Source organism: Plantactinospora endophytica, assembly GCF_016862915.1.
GTDB lineage: Bacteria > Actinomycetota > Actinomycetes > Mycobacteriales > Micromonosporaceae > Plantactinospora > Plantactinospora endophytica.
The window spans coordinates 1-15,417 of sequence record NZ_BONW01000001.1 but is presented as its reverse complement, the minus strand read 5'-3'; the positions used below and the strand labels follow the sequence as shown (position 1 = coordinate 15,417).

The window sequence follows — 15,417 nt, the reverse complement described above, 5'->3', positions numbered from 1 at the left end:
TTCCGTTCGGCGCAGCACCGCCGGTGGCCGGAGCGGCACCGCTTCCGTTCGGGACGGCGCCGTCGCCGGCCGGGCCGGTCGGGCGGCTCATGCCGACACCTCCACGGTGAGCTGGGACGCGACGATCTCGGCGTACGTCGGGCAGGTTTCCAGGAGGTCGTCGTGTCGACCGGCGCCGACGATCCCACCGTCCTCCAGCACGATGATCTGGTCTGCCTCGATGATCGTGGAGACCCGCTGCGCCACGATCACCACCGCCGCCTCGGCGGTGACCGGTTTCAGCGCGGCGCGCAGCCGGGCGTCGGTGCCGAGGTCGAGGGCGGAGAACGAGTCGTCGAAGAGGTAGATCTCCGGTTGGCGTACCAGGGCGCGGGCGATCGCCAGTCGTTGCCGCTGCCCGCCGGAGAGGTTCGTCCCGCCCTGCGCGACCGGGGCGTCCAGTCCCTCCGGCAGCGCCTCGACGAAGTCCCGGGCCTGGGCGACCTCCAGGCTGGCCCAGAGTTCCTCGTCGGTGGCGTCCGGCCGGCCGTAGCGCAGGTTGCTGGCGACGGTGCCGGAGAAGAGGTACGGCCGCTGCGGCACCAGGCCGATCCGCTCCCAGAGCAGGTCCGGGTCCAGTTCGCGGACGTCGGCGCCGTCGACGAGTACCGCGCCGCCGGTGACGTCGAAGAGCCGGGGTACCAGCCCGAGCAGGGTGGTCTTGCCGGCGCCGGTACTGCCGATGATCGCCGTGGTCTGGCCGGCCCTGGCCCGGAACGAGACGTCCCGGAGCACCGGGGCCGCCGCGCCCGGGTACTGGAAACTCACGTCCCGCAGCTCCAGCTCGCCCCGGAGCCCGACCTCGCGTACCGGTGCCGACGGCTCGGCGACCGAGGAATCGGTGCCCAGCACCTCCATGATCCGCTCGGCGCAGACCGCCGCCCGGGGCACCATGATCAGCATGAAGGTCGCCATCATGACCGACATCAGGATGAACATCAGATAGCTCAGGAAGGCGGTCAGCGCCCCGATCTGGATCTGGTTCGCGTCGATCCGGTGCGCGCCGAACCAGAGCACCGCCACGCTGGAGACGTTGAGCACCAGCATCACGATCGGGAAGATCAGCGCGGTCAGCCGGCCGACCCGCAGGGCGGTGGCGCTCAGGTCCTCGTTCGCCACCTCGAAGCGCCGGGTCTCGTACGGTTCCCGGACGAACGCCCGGACCACCCGGATGCCGGTGATCTGCTCCCGGAGCACCCGGTTGACGGTGTCGATCCGGGTCTGCATCAGCCGGAACTGCGGCACCATCCGGCGGATCACCAGCCCGATCGCCAGCACCAGCACCGGTACGCAGACCAGCATCAGCCAGGAGAGGCCGACGTCCTCGCGCAGCGCCATAATCACGCCGCCGACCAGGGTGATCGGCGCCGAGACCAGCATCGTGCAGGTCACCACGACCAGCATCTGCACCTGCTGGACGTCGTTGGTGGTGCGGGTGATCAGCGACGGTGCGCCGAACTGGCCGACCTCCCGGCCGGAGAAACCCATCACCCGGTGGAAGATCGCTGCGCGTACGTCCCGGCCGAGGCTCATCGCCGTCCGGGCGCCGAAGTAGACGGCCGCGATCGAGCAGGCGATCTGCAACAGGGTGACCAGCAGCATCCAGCCGCCGGTACTGACGATGTAGCCGGTGTCGCCCCGGGCGATGCCCTTGTCGATGATGTCGGCGTTGAGGCTGGGCAGGTAGAGCGAGGCCATGGTGCCGACGAGTTGCAGCAGCACCACGGCGGTGAGCGGTCGGCCGTACGGCCGGAGGTAGGTGCGGAGTAGTCGGTTCAGCATCGATGTTCCTTCGAACCGGGGACCCGGGAACCGGTCGTGGCCGGTCCGCTGGGGTTCTGGTCAGCGTGGTGGTCCGGGCCGGACGGCTCGGCCGGTCGGTCCGGGTCCGCCGCCCCGGGTTCTCGTACGCCGTCCAGCAGCACGGCGGCGATCAGCTCGGGGCTCAGCGGTTCGTTGTCGGTGATCCGGGGGTGCGAGCCGGCGAAGGTCAGCAGTCGCAGCAGCCGGGCCACCTCGGGCAGTGGATAGCGGAAGCGGTCCCGATCGGGTTCCAGCACCCGGACGATGGCCTGGTAGATCTGCTCGTTCGGCGGGTGGAGCTTCGCGCCGCCGGCCGGCGAGTCCTCCGGCGGGCCGTGCATGCCGACGGAGTGCAGCAGGTTGAAGATGCTGGTCAGCCGGAGCTGGAGGATCGCGGCCAGTCTGGTGAGGCGCTCCCGCAGCGGGATGTCGAGGTCGAGTTCCGCCAACTCGGCCAGGAGCGGGGCCGGGTCGAGCGCGGTCTCCACGGCCACCCGGACCAGCCCGTCCTTGTGCGGGAAGACCCGGAAGATGGTCCCCTCGGCCACCCCGGCCGCCTCGGCGATCTGCCGGGTGGTGACCTTGATCCCGTGCTCGGTGATCAGTGCCAGGGTCGCGGTGATCAGCGCAGCCCGCCGCTCCTCGGGTGGTAGCGGTCGGGCCCGGCCGGACGGGGTCTGCGAAGTCACGGCGGCAACAGTAATGAGTGAGCCACTCACTCACAACCGATTTTCCGGGTTCCCGTCGTCCCGGTGCCCAAGCTCACACGGTCAGGTCGGCTGGCACAGGCCCGACCGGGGAGCGGGGTCGACGTCCCCACCCGGAGCGGGACGGCCCGGGACTAGAGTTTGGGCGCGCGTACCGGAGGGAGTTGTCAGGTGCAGCTGGCGGATTTGCACGGCCGGCGGGTCGCGGTCTGGGGCACCGGCCGGGAGGGCGTCGCGGCGATCGACGCGATCGCCCCGGTCGGGCCGGCCGAGCTGGTCGCGGTGATGGACCGGGAGACGTACGCCGCCAAGCCCTGGACGGGCCGGCTCGCCGAACTCGCCCCGCTGCACACCGGCCCCGCCGCGCTCGACGTCCTGCTCCGGTCGGACGTGGTGGTCCGGTCCCCGGTGATCGGCGAGACCCACCCCTGGGTGGTACGCCTGCGCGAGCGCGGGGTACCGATCACCAGCGGCACGGCGCTGTGGATGGCCGAGCACGCCGCCAGCACCATCGGGGTCACCGGCAGCAAGGGCAAGAGCACCACCACCAACCTGATCAGCCACCTGCTGACCGCCGTCGACCACCCGAACGTGATGGGCGGCAACATCGGCGTACCCGTGCTCGACCTGCCCCCCGCCCAGCGGTACGTCCTCGAACTCTCGATGTACCAGTGCGCCGACCTGACCGACTCGCCCGACGTCGCGGTGCTCACCTCGCTCGCCCCGGAACACCTGGACTGGGCCGGCGGAGAGCCGGAGTACTACCGGCACAAGTTGAACCTCGTCGAGCACGGCCCCCGGTGGGTGGCGTACAACGCGCAGGACGACCGGCTCAGTGCCGAACTCGCCGCCCGTCCCGGACTGCCGCTGCTGCCCGCCAACACGGCCAGCGTCCCCGGTGCCGAGCCCGCCTTCCAGGTGACCGCCGACCCCGACGGCACCCGTCAGGTACGCCTCGGCGACCAACCCCTCTTCTCGCGTACGGCGTTGCCGCTGCTCGGGCGGCACAACGAGGGGAACCTCTGCGTGGCGCTCACCGCACTGCGGGCGGTCGGCGTCGACTGTTTCGCCGAGCGGGACCGGCTCGCTGCTGCCCTGGCGACCCTGCCGGCGCTGGAACACCGGCTCACCCCGATCGAGGACCCGTCCGGGATCACCTTCGTGGACGACTCGCTGTCGACGATCCCGCAGTCGGCGATCCACGCCATCGAGGCGTACGCCGGTCGTCCGCTGACGGTGATCGTCGGTGGCGAGGACCGTGGCGTGGACTACGCCCCGTTGCGGAACTTCCTCGCCGAGCAGGAGGTGGTGGCGACCCTGATCGGCATCCCCGACAGCGGTCCCCGGATCCTGGACGTGGTCAAGGACCTGCACACCATCACCACGCTGACCGCCGACGACCTTCACGAGGCGGTACGACTCGGCCGGGAGCGTACGCCGGCCGGCGGGGTGGTGCTGCTCTCGCCGGCCGCGCCCAGCTACGGCCGGTTCGACAACTACGCACACCGCTCCCGGGTCTTCCGCCAGGCAATCCAGGACACCGCCGAGTAGCACTCTTCTGGCACCGGCACCAGCACCAGCACCAGCACCAGCGGCGGTAACCATCGCCGGGACAGCCGGGCGGGGCGACGCTCCGACACACGAAGAAGGGGCCGGTCCACCGACCGGCCCCTTCTTCATTGCCCTAGCGGATTACCGCTGCTCGAGCCGCTCCTTCAGCCCGGCCACGGCCGCCTCGATCTGCTCCGGCGTGCGGACCCCGGAGGAGTCGACCGCCGTCGCCGAACGGGCGCTGGACGTGCCCCGGTCGATGTCGACGATCCCGATGTTGGTCGGGTTCTGCACGAAGGTGTGCCCGCCCGGGCCGCTGATCCAGGTGCCGGCCGGCGCCTGCTGACCCGCCGAGAGGACTGCGGCGGAGCCGAACATCAGCGCGGTGTCGAGCGAGCCGCTGTGCTCGTCGAGGAAGAGTTCCGGCTCGAAGGAGAGCGCGGACTCGTTGCCCCGGGTGAGCAGCAGCGGACCGTTGATCGTCGCCATCAGGGCACCGCCGGAGAGCGCGTCCGGCCAGTCGACCCCGGTCGCCAGCCCGGCGTGGTTGGTGCCACCGAAGAACGCCCACGCGGTGAAGAGGGACGTCTCGTAGCGGCTGGAACCGAAGATCTCGATCGGGTTGTACGGCGCGGTCGCCTGCGCGCCCTGGAGGCCGATGCCGACGACCCGGGAGCCGTTCCCCGCCACCCGGTCGAGGTAATTCTTGGTGCCGGTCGACAGGGTGTAGTCGGAGGTGAGCACGACCACCGCGGACTGGCCGCTGCCCGGCACGTTGAACGAGCCGGCCGCCGCACCGGCCGCGAGCGCGTCCGGGAAGTTGAGCCCGGTCGCGGCGAGCACGTAGGTCGGGTTCGGGTTGATCTCGTTGGCGATCGCCACCGAGGTGCTGAACCGATCCTGGCCGGCGAGCCGCTCGACCTGGTAGCCCAGCGCCTTGACCTGGTTTTCCACGGTGGTCGAGATCGCGCCGGGGCTGCCGAGCAGGTAGACGGTCCTGCCGACCGGCAGGATCCGCCGGATCTCGGTCTCGGTGACCGCGTTCAGCCCGGTCGGCGGGGTCATCAGCAGCGGACCCTGCTTCGCGGCGGCCAGCGCCGCACCGCCGAGCGCGTCGGCGAACAGGTCCGACCGGGAGAGCACGACCGCGTCCGCGAACTGGCGCGGGTCGTTCTGGTCGGACGCGGTCGCCCAGTGCGCCTGGGAGACGGCGTTCGCCGTGGTGAACCGGTCCTGCCCGGCGAGCCGGGCCACGGTGTCGGTCCGACGCGGCTGGTAGGACGGGATGCCGGCCAGGCCGGCCACCGGGACCGGGTTCGCCGCCTGGCTGCCGTCCGCCAGCGCGGTCGCCACACCGGTGCCCTGGGCGAACGCCACGGTGGTGCCGGTGGGCGAGAAGGTCGGGTGGTCGTGGGTGGCCGCGTTCGAGGTCACCGCGACGACGCCGGTGCCGTCGATGTTGGCGACGTAGATCTGGCCGCCCCGGACGAACGCCACCTTCTTGCCGTTCGGCGAGATGGACGGGTTGCTGGCGTCGTCGGCGATCGTCGTGAAGCTGGAGCCGTCGAAGACGCCGACCTGTGAGGTCCCGGACGGAGCGTCCGCGCCGCCGCCCTGCGACTGGTAGACGAAGGTCGAGCCGGGGCCGGAGTCCGGGTTGGAGTAGTGCTTCCCGTCGGCCGGGGTGACCTGGCGCGGGAGGAAACCGCCCGAGGCGACCTGCGCCTCGATCCGCCACGGCGAGCCGGCCTCCTTGGCCGCGAAGAGCACGCCGATGCCCTCGCTCCGGTAGACCGGGCTGCGGTACTCGACCGGTCCCTCTTCGGGCGAAGGGGGTGAGACCCACCAGTAGTTCGCACCGTCGTTGTGCCGGAGGGTCGCGATCTCACCGTTCTCGGTGGCGAAGATGGCCCGGCTGCCGTCCGGCGCCCAGGCGGCGCCGTTCACCGTGGTGATGGTCGGATCGCCACTGCTGAGCCGGAGCGTCGACCCGTTGTTGAACCGGATGGTGTTGGTGCCGTTGCTGGCGCTCAGCAGGCCGTCGGTGGTGCCGGGGTGGCTCGCCTGCGCGGCCGGGGCACCGAAGACAACAGCGGTGGCGCTGAGCGCGACGGCCGAGGCAAGCGCCATCGACCGGGAAAAAGAACGTGGAGGCAAGGGGACTCCTCGCAACAGGTACGCGTCGCACTGCCCAGATAAGGGACGGTGGCCCCCCGTGGGGCGACGCCCGAGTTACTTTAAGGGTTCCTTTATTCGGCGCGCTGCCCCGTTTCGGTTTTCCGCACCAAGTCGGACCGTTAGGCCAGTCACACCCCGACGATCCGATGGTTCCTTGCTGCGAAAGCCACCATGTGGACCGGTCCGGGCGAGTAATCCGATTTGCCGTCCACAAGGGATGGTGTATTACCGTACCACCACTCGGCCACCTATCCGGATTGTGATTATCCGAGTACGCAGAACAGATTGCGTATCGACCGGACGGCGGACCGAATTTCCTGAAGGTACCGGTCGGCGCCCACCGGCTCGGCCGGCCCGTACCCGGTCAGTCGGCTCGGGTCCAGCCCGATCGTGTCCACCTCGCACCCGTAACCGAGACCCAGCGTACGGATCGCGTCACAGTGCTGGAACGGCACGTAGAGCTGCGACGTCAGCACGAGTACCCGGTCCCCGGCCGCCGGACCCACCTCCGCCGCCCAGAAGTGGTACGTGTCGGAGGTGTGCGCCCGCCGGGTCTCCGGCTCGGTCGACGGTGCGGCCAGCACCCGCAGCACCGGCCCGACCGCCGGCCGGTACACCGCGACCGACCACGACCGGTGGGTGACGTCACCGGCCGAGCGGCGCTCCTCGACCGGCGCCGGGCAGCCGAAGCCGACCCGGACACCCACGTCCATCGCGTCCACTTCGTATCCGCCGTCGAGCTGTCGGTAATGGTCGTCGGTAGGGACGGGCAACGGTTCGAGTCCGCCGTCGAGTTGTCGGTGGTGGTCGTCGGGCGGAACGGGCAGCCGGTCGAGTTCGAGCGGGCGGAGCGGGCGGAAGCTGCCCAGCGCGGAAACCTCGCCGACCTCGACCGCACCGCTGCCGACCAGCAGCGCGGCGTACCCGGTCCGTTGCAGGCAGGACCGGGCCAGCCCGCCCAGCACCAGCAGGTGGTCGTACCGCCGCTCGGGCACGGGGCGCGGACCGGTCAGGCCGAGCGCCTCGGCAGCCGACCGGACCAGGTCGGCGACGGCGGGATCGAGACCGGACTCGACCACCTCGTCCCGCTCGACCGCACCGTGCCGGCGCCGGAAGTCCCAGTGCCGGGCCGAGAAGTCGTCCAGCCAGGCCAGCAGCTCGCCGGCGCCCATCCGGTCCGGCAGCTCGTCGCCGAACGCGGCCACCAGGTCCCGCAGCGGCCGGGACCGGACCCACCCGGTCAGCCCGGCCACCAGGTCGTCCCGGCGCACTCCGGCGGCCCCGCTCGGCAGCGGTACGGGCTGGTAGCCGCTCACCCTCGTCCTTCCCCGTCCCCGGGACGGCCCACTCCCGGAAACGCCCCACAAAAGCGACTGCGGGTCCGGAACCGGTGACCGGCCCCGGACCCGCAGTCGCGTCAGTTCAACTCAACTGTCGGTCCGTACTGAAACCGTCTTTCACAGCCTGGCACACTGTCCCGCCGCCGGGCCGCGTACCGTGTTCGGCCGGCCGTCGTTGCCCGGAGCCGGCGTGTTGGCCGCGCAGGCCAGCGGTCCACCGATGGTGTTGCCGGCGACCACCAGCGGCTCGCTGCCGGAGTTGCCGAGCAGCGAGACCGGGCCGCCGACGTTGACGGTGTCGAGACGCACCCCGCCGCTGTTCAGCGCGAGCGAGACCGGCCCGCCCACCCGGCCCTTCTCGACCAGCACCTCACCGGTCGCGGCGACCACCGAGACCGGGCCGGAGACGGTGGTACCGCTCAGGGTGAGCAGCTCCGCCCCGGTGGCGGTGACCGGACCGGCGATGCTGCCACCGGTCGCGATCAGCGACGCGCCCGGCAGCACGGTCACCGGACCGCCGACGGTCGCGTTCTCCAGGCAGGTGAGCCCGGAGAAGACGGTCAGCGGACGGCTGTGCCGGCCGGTGATCGTCGTGGTGCACTCCGGGCCGGGCTGCCCGACCGCCGAACGCGGCGCCGGGTCGGCGGTGACCGGCGAGTTGTCGGCGAGGTAGTCGGTCAGCATGGTCAGGTCGTTGTCACCGGTGGTAACCCGGTCGGTGCCACCGGCCAGCGCGGCGAAGTTGTCCCCGCCGGAGGCGAGGAACGAGTTCACCGTCAGCCGGTAGCTGCCGGTCGGGCTGATCGGCGTGCCGTTCAGCGACATCGACGTGATCCGGGCGCCCTGTGCGGCCGCCGGGTCGTAGGTGTAGCTGAACCCTTTGGAGACACCCAGCCAGAGCACCGGCCGGGACGCCCCGGCCGGCTGCCACTGCTGCTCCAGCACCTGCTTGAGCTGGGCCCCGGTGTACGTCTTCGTCACCACGTCGTTGGCGAACGGCTGCACCGCGAACGCCTCCGAGTAGGTGACCACGCCGTCCGGGGCGTGCAGCAGGTCGGCCCGCAGGCCACCCGGGTTCATGAACGCGATCTGCGCCCCGCCCCGGCCGGCCGCGCTGGTACCGGCGAGCTGCACGTCCGCGATGAAGTTGCCGAGTACCGACTCCTTGCCCCGGTCCTCGTTGCCGGCCTCGTTGTAGGCCCGCCTGATGTCCGCGGTGATCGACCCGAGTGGCCGCTGACCCAGCTCCTGGGCCCGGGCCTTGGCCGCCGCCACGATCTCGGCGACCGCCGGGTCCTGCGGCGCGCCGACCACGTCGACGAGCGCGGCGTCGGCTGCGGTGACCGCACCGGTGGCCGGGTCGAAGGTCAGCTCGACCTTGCCCAGCCGCTTGCCGTAGTCCTCCGCCTGCACGACCGGCCGCAGCTTGTCGGTGCCGGGGATCGGCACCTCGAAGGCGTACGGCTGGTGGGTGTGCCCGCTGAAGATGACGTCGATCGTCGCGTCCGCCCGGGTGAACTTCCCGAAGACCGGGTCGTTCGCCAGTGCCTCGGCCGAGTTGATGTTCTCGGTCGCCGCGCCCTCGTGGGCGAGCAGCACCACCACGTCGGCCTCGCCGTTGGCCGGGTTGCCGTCCTTGAGCTGTGCGGCCACGGCGTTCGCCTCGGCCACCGGCTCCCGGAAGCTGATCCCGGCGATGCCGTCCGGGCTGACCAGCGAACCGGTCTGCTCGGTCACCACGCCGACGAAGCCGACCCGGATCCCGCCGACGGTGCTGACCGAGTACGCCGGCAGCGCCCGCTCGTCGCCCCGGTACACGTTCGCGCCGAGCAGCGGGAAGTCCGCCCGGTCGGCGACCCGGCCGGTCAGGTCCGCGATGCCCTTGTCGAACTCGTGGTTGCCGACCGCCGAGGCGGCCACCCCGATCTTGTTCAGCGCGTCGATCGTCGGGTTGTCCTCGTCGATCGCCGAGATGAACGTGGAGGCGCCGATGTTGTCACCGCCGGAGACGAACGCGGTGTTCGGGTTCTCCGCCCGGAGCTGGTTGACCAGGCCGGCGACCTGGGCCGCTCCGCCGACCGGCCGGCCGTCCGGGGCGTTGCCCGGCGACTCCAGCCGACCGTGGAAGTCGTTGACGCTGAGCAGTTGCAGGTCGACCGGTCCGGTCGCCCCGGTCTCCAGACCGACGACGATCGGGTTGTGGTCACTGGCCCGGTACGGGTTCTCGGCGAAGAACGCCGGGTGCCCGTCGTACTGGAAGGCGTACGACTCGTGCGAGTTGATCTGCCAGACGTCGACGCCGGTGACCCGCTCCTTCAGCGACGCCGAGGCGACCGCGTGGTCGAGCGAGCCGGACTCGCCGCCGAAGACGTAACTGGCCTTGCCGGCGTCGTTCAGGTCGACGTACCCGGCGTCGTAGAGGACCTTCATCGGGTCCTCCTGGGTGTACGCGTTGAAGTCGCCGAGCAGCAGCACCTGGTCGCTGCCGCTGTCGGTCTTCAACCGGTCGACGAACGCGGTCAGCGCGCGGGCCTGGCGGACCCGGTCGCCGTTGAACGCGCCCTGCCCGTCCCCGCTGTCGGCGTTGTCGCCGGTCGCCGAGTCGGAGCTGCTCTTCGACTTGAGGTGGTTGGCCACCACGGTGAAGGTGGTCGCGCCGGCCGTGAAGGTCTGCGCGATCGGCTCCCGGGCGTTGAACCACACGGCCTCGTCGTTGACCGACCGGGACGCGCCCTTCGGCTGCGCCTTGGCCGGCTTGAAGATGATCGCGGTGGTGATGAAGTCCTGCTGGGCCGCGGCCGGCAGCTCCGCCGGGGTACGCACGTAGTCCCAGGTGCCCGCCCCGGCCGCGGTGTTCAGCGCGGCGACGAGTCGCTTGAGCGCCTTCTGCGGGTCGGCGGCGTCGAACCGGACCGAGTTCTCGATCTCCTGGAGCGCGACCACGTCGGCGCCGAGCGCGTTGATCGCCGAGACGATCTTCGCCTCCTGCTTGGCCAGCGCCGCCTCGTCCGCGGCACCCCGGGCGTCGCCGCCGAAGTGCACGAAGTAGTTGAGCACGTTGAACGCGCCGACCTTGAGGTCACCGCCGACGTCGCCGGGTGCCGGGGTACGCGGGTTGGTCACCTTGAAGCTGGTGCGGGCGGCCGGCGGGGTGTCCGCGCTGACCGGGGTGGTCGGCTGGAGCCGCCACTCGTTGAACCCGTAGGACAGCACGGTCGGCCCGAACGCCTCGACCGAGTCGCCGACCCGCAGCGGGCTGCCCGGAGCCAGGTACGGCGGCAGCAGGCCCGCGTCGGCCAGGTTGGTGGTCCGGCCGTCGTCGACCAGCAGTCGGGCCAGCTTGTTCGCCGCCGCCGCGTTGCGGGCTGCGTCCGTACCGGGCCGGGCGATGTCGGTGGGGATCACCGCAGCGCGGTCACCGGCGGCGAGCACGACCTCGCCGTACCGGTTGGTGTTGTAGACCTCGGCGACGGTGTACTGGCCGACCGGGGCGACCAGCATCGACTCGACCGACTCCCGGGCCGGGACGTCCAGCGGCAGCGAGAGCGCGACCGGCGACGGCAACGCGACTCCCTGCTCGCAGACCTGCACGTCGGTCTTGGCTCCGATGCTGACCTGGGTGAGCCCGTTGAACTCGCTCGCGTTGCCGCTGACCCGGACCCGGTCGCCGAGCGCGACGCTCGGGTGGTTGGCGGCGTTGCTGGTCAGGTAGACGAAGATGCCGTCCGAGGCGGTACCGGCGGCCGGCGTACGCCCGCCGCTGCCGGCGGTCTGGAGGTAGATCCCGTTGTACCCGCCGGTGCGGTGGTCGCCGGTGACGACACCCTCGACGGTCACCCGGGTACCGGCCAGCGGCGTCGCGTCGCCGGTGCCCTGCACCTGGGCGATGGTGTGGCTGACGGGGGTGTCGCAGCCGACCGGGTCCGGATCCGGGTCCGGGTCGCCGCCTCCGCTGTTGCGGGCGCCGAAGCTGTTCTGTGCCGGGGCCCGCCACGTGCCGTCGATCCGCTGGAGCGACTGGCCGACCGGGGTGGCGCTGCCCTCGGCCACGCCGATGTCGGTGGCGGCCTGCCCGTTGGCGGGTCCGCCGACCCCGGTCATCCCGCCCTCGTAGCTGAGGAACTCGGCGACCGTACCGTCCGGCGCGACCAACGCGACCGCGTCCGGCGAACCGTTCTGGATGCCGTCCGTCGGGTACGTCGCGACGACCACCCCGGCCGCCGGCACAGTCCCGCTGAGCGTCCGGGTGTTGTACGGCGCACCGTTGTTGCCGTTGTAGAGGACGAGCTGCCATCCGGTCAGGTCGGTACCGGCCGGAGCCTCGACCTCGATGGCCTCGCCGGTATCCGTACCGACATTGTCGTAGTGAATCTCACTGAGGAAGGGCGTCGCGGCGGGTTCGGCGGCGAAGGCCGCGACTCCGCTGGTTACACCGAGCGCACCACTGGTGAGCAGTACGCCCAGCGCCTTGAGCGAGCGTCCGCGTCTGTTCCGGCGCATCAAGTTGCCTCCGATAGGGGGTAGACGGTCGGAGCATATGCGGGCTCGGTGGCTTACCGAGATCTGCCAGGTGTACGGAACCCCATGGATGTTCGGTCCTAACGCATCCGAAGATCGGACCATTCACCTTTTTCGGCTCGGTCCGGGACGCAGCCGCCCCGGCACCGTCCACACCGGTCGGGTCAACTCCGAGGTCCCGGCACTGCACGGGTAGGACGAGGTCAGGCCGCCGCCGGCCGACCCGTTGCCCGTTCTGGTCGAGTTTTGGCTACCGTAGTCGGTCAAGGTCCTGCCGGCCGGGCCGAATCCCCGCCCGCCGCATCGCGCTGATCGAGGTGTCCGTGAGTCAGTACGGCGAGAACAGGGTGCCCGCCGACGAGCGGCCGACCATGCAGATGGCCGCCGTCTCGGTGCCCGCCGAGGATCGCCCCACCATCCAGATCACCGCCGTGACCCTGCCGGTCGGACAGGAAGCCGGCGGCGGACCGGTCGGCGCCGCCGGGGGTACCCCGGAGACCGTCACCGCCGCATCGGCCGGCTGGGACGCTCCGATCTCCCGTCCCGACGCCTCCGGCGCCCCGGGCGCCCCCGGACAGCCGGCATCCCGGCGCCGGCTGCGGCGGGTCCTGATCGCCGGTGGGGCGGCCTTCGCCGTGCTGGTCGCCAGCGGTGCCGCCACGGCCGGCTACGCGTACGCCGGCGAGGTGCCCCGGGGCACCAGCGTGCTCGACGTGGACCTGGGCGGCAAGAGCCGGGCCGAGGCGGTCCAGGCGCTCCGCGCCGCCCTGGACTCCCGGGCCAGCACCTTCACCACCCCCGTCCCGGTACGCATCGGCGACCAGACCGGCGAGGTGACGCCGGCCGAGGTCGGCCTGGCGGTGGACGTCGAGGCGACCGTCGAGGCGGCCTCGGCGCACCGGCCCGGCCCCTGGGAGCTGCTCTTCGGCTCCCGTGAGGCCGATCCGGTGGTCACCGTCGACGCCGAGAAGCTCGACACCGAGCTACGGAAAATCGTCGGCCGGACCGGGCCACAGATGACGTTGCCGGCGATCACCTTCAGCGGCACCACGCCCCGACCGGTCTATCCGAAGCCGAGCAAGGGAATCCGGGCCGAGGACTCCGCGAAGGCGCTGCGGGACGGCTGGCTCGGCGGGCAGGCCGTGGTGGTGCCGCTGGTCGAGACGCACCCGGCGACCACGACCGAGGAGGTCGACAAGCTCGTCACCGAGCTGGCCCGGCCGGCGGTCGCCGGCCCGGTCACGGTGACCAGCCAGCGGGGCAACTTCAGCATCCCGCCGGCCGCGATCGCGAAGAGCCTGGTGCTGACCGCCGACAAGAAGGGCAAGATCTCGCCCCGGGTGGACGAGAAGAAGCTCCGTGCCGCGCTCCCGAGCCAGCTCGGCAAGGTGGAGGTGGAGCCGAAGGATGCCACCATGTCGATCCAGGGCAACAAGCCGAAGGTCGTCGCCGGCACCGGCGGCTCGCAGGTGGACACCGCCGCGCTGGCCCGCGACCTGATGGCGGTACTCCCGAAGGCCGACGGCCGTACGGTCGCCGCGCAGCTCAAGGCGGTCGAGCCGAAGGTGACCACCGACGACATCAACAAGATGGGCATCAAGGAGCGGGTCTCCACCTTCACCACCAACTTCACCGGCGGCCTCAGCTCGGCGCGCAGCCAGAACATCGTGACGATCGCCCGGGACGTGGACGGCACGGTGGTGAAGCCCGGCGAGACGTTCTCGCTGAACGGGCACACCGGGGAGCGCGGCTACGCCCAGGGCTACCGGGACGCGCCGGTCATCCTGGACGGCAAGCTGGTGCCGGGGGTCGGCGGCGGCACCTCGCAGTTCACCACCACGCTGTTCAACGCGACGTACTACGCCGGGTTGGAGGACGTGGAGCACAAGCCGCACTCGTACTGGTTCAGCCGCTACCCGGCGGTCATCGAGTCGACCATCTTCTGGCCGGACCTCGACTTCAAGTTCAAGAACGACAGCCCGCACGGCGTACTCATCGACACCTCGCACACGTCCAGCTCGGTCACGGTCTCGATCTGGAGCACCAAGGTCTTCGACAAGGTGACGACGGAGTACAGCCCGCGCCGCAACATCACGAAGCCGAAGGTGATCAAGCTCCAGCCGGGGCCGTCCTGCATCCCGACCAACGGCATCGACGGCTTCACCCAGGACGCCTTCCGGCTCTTCCACAAGGGCGGAAAGGTCATCAAGCGGGAGAAGTTCACCTGGAAGTACCTCGCCGAGCCCCGGTACAGCTGCGGTTAGCCGGTCCCGTCGCCCGGTGGTATGACACAACCGGGATGACATCGGCACATTGCGATACACCGATGGAGGTCCATACGCTGCCGGCATCGTGATCTCAGGCGCGCCCACAAGGCGCGTCGTCGATGCTCGGAGAGGACCCCCATGGCTCGTTGGCGCTCCCTCACCCGCCTGGCCGCCGCGGCGTTCGCCGCGGTCGCCGTCGGCGGCGTCACCCTGGCCGCTCCGGCCAGCGCCGCACCGGAGAACACCGACGTCACACCCTTCGTCGTCGGCGGCACCCGCGCCGCACAGGGCGAGTTCCCGTTCATGGTACGACTCTCGATGGGCTGCGGCGGTGCCCTCTACAGCCCGCGGCTGGTCCTCACCGCCGCACACTGTGTCGGGCGTACGGGGAGCAACACCAGCATCACCGCCACGCTGGGCGTGGTGGACCTCCAGTCGACGAGCGGCCGGATCCAGGTCCGCTCGAACTACGTCTACCGGGCGCCGGGCTACAACGGCAGCGGTGACGACTGGGCACTGATCCGGCTGGCCAGCCCGGTCACCGGGCTCAGCACCCTGCCGATCGCCACCTCGACGGCGTACGACAGCGGCACCTTCACCGTCGCCGGCTGGGGCGCGGCCCGGGAGGGCGGTGCGCAGCAGCGGTACCTGCTCAAGGCATCGGTGCCGTTCGTCAGCGACTCGGTCTGCAACGGCCCCTCGTCGTACGACGGTGACGTCATCGCGGCCGAGGAGATCTGCGCCGGCCCGCTCTCCGGCGGTACGGACACCTGCCAGGGTGACTCCGGCGGTCCGATGTTCCGGCAGGGCGGCAGCGGCCTGGTCCAGGTCGGGATCGTGAGCTGGGGCAACGGGTGTGCGCGGCCGAACTACCCTGGCGTCTACACCCAGGTCAGCTACTTCTCCTCGGCGATCATCTCGGCGGCGGCGAGCCTGGGCGGCTAGTCGGTCCGGGTGTGTTGGTCGGGGTCGTGGGAACCGACCAACCCCCGACCAGCACATCATCGGTGAAAA

General features: G+C 71.1%; 8 protein-coding genes. 3 read left to right on the top strand and 5 right to left on the bottom strand.

Translation table 11 applies throughout. From position 1 onward, the window contains the following. Positions 1-87: 87 nt before the first annotated feature. Together Pen02_RS00040 and Pen02_RS00035 are read right to left on the bottom strand one after the other, a co-directional pair. Entirely contained in the window at positions 88-1,821 is a 1,734-nt protein-coding gene (locus Pen02_RS00040) for an ABC transporter ATP-binding protein (RefSeq protein WP_203863799.1), read from the bottom strand. Beyond that, positions 1,815-2,531, bottom strand: a complete 717-nt coding sequence (locus Pen02_RS00035) for a TetR/AcrR family transcriptional regulator (RefSeq protein ID WP_203863798.1) — start codon at positions 2,529-2,531, stop codon at positions 1,815-1,817. Before Pen02_RS00035 ends, Pen02_RS00040 begins: the two co-directional genes overlap by 7 nt. 189 nt (positions 2,532-2,720) lie before the next feature. Here Pen02_RS00035 and murD point away from each other — a divergent pair, with 189 nt between their 5' ends. Further along, positions 2,721-4,100 carry a UDP-N-acetylmuramoyl-L-alanine--D-glutamate ligase gene (murD, locus tag Pen02_RS00030; protein WP_203863797.1) on the top strand — a complete coding sequence of 460 codons (1,380 nt, stop codon included), beginning with the start codon at positions 2,721-2,723 and terminating at the stop codon, positions 4,098-4,100. 141 nt (positions 4,101-4,241) lie between these two features. On the opposite strand, the gene Pen02_RS00025 is transcribed toward murD, so the two are convergent. From Pen02_RS00025 to Pen02_RS00015, 3 genes are all read right to left on the bottom strand, one after another. Continuing rightward, positions 4,242-6,257, bottom strand: a complete 2,016-nt coding sequence (locus Pen02_RS00025) for a cell wall-binding repeat-containing protein (RefSeq protein ID WP_203863796.1) — start codon at positions 6,255-6,257, stop codon at positions 4,242-4,244. A 284-nt stretch (positions 6,258-6,541) separates the two neighbouring features. Next, complete coding sequence (locus Pen02_RS00020; protein WP_203863795.1) at positions 6,542-7,594, bottom strand: hypothetical protein; 1,053 nt, start codon at positions 7,592-7,594, stop codon at positions 6,542-6,544. Between the two features lie 141 nt (positions 7,595-7,735). Further along, a complete protein-coding gene (locus Pen02_RS00015; protein ID WP_203863794.1) occupies positions 7,736-12,118 on the bottom strand; it encodes an ExeM/NucH family extracellular endonuclease in 4,383 nt (1,460 codons plus the stop codon). Between the two features lie 389 nt (positions 12,119-12,507). On the opposite strand from Pen02_RS00015, the gene Pen02_RS00010 reads away from it, so the two are divergent. Together Pen02_RS00010 and Pen02_RS00005 are read left to right on the top strand one after the other, a co-directional pair. Then, complete coding sequence (locus Pen02_RS00010) at positions 12,508-14,400, top strand: VanW family protein (protein WP_372445543.1); 1,893 nt, start codon at positions 12,508-12,510, stop codon at positions 14,398-14,400. A gap of 141 nt (positions 14,401-14,541) precedes the next feature. Beyond that, entirely contained in the window at positions 14,542-15,348 is an 807-nt protein-coding gene (locus tag Pen02_RS00005; protein WP_203863793.1) for a S1 family peptidase, read from the top strand. Positions 15,349-15,417 lie beyond the last annotated feature (69 nt).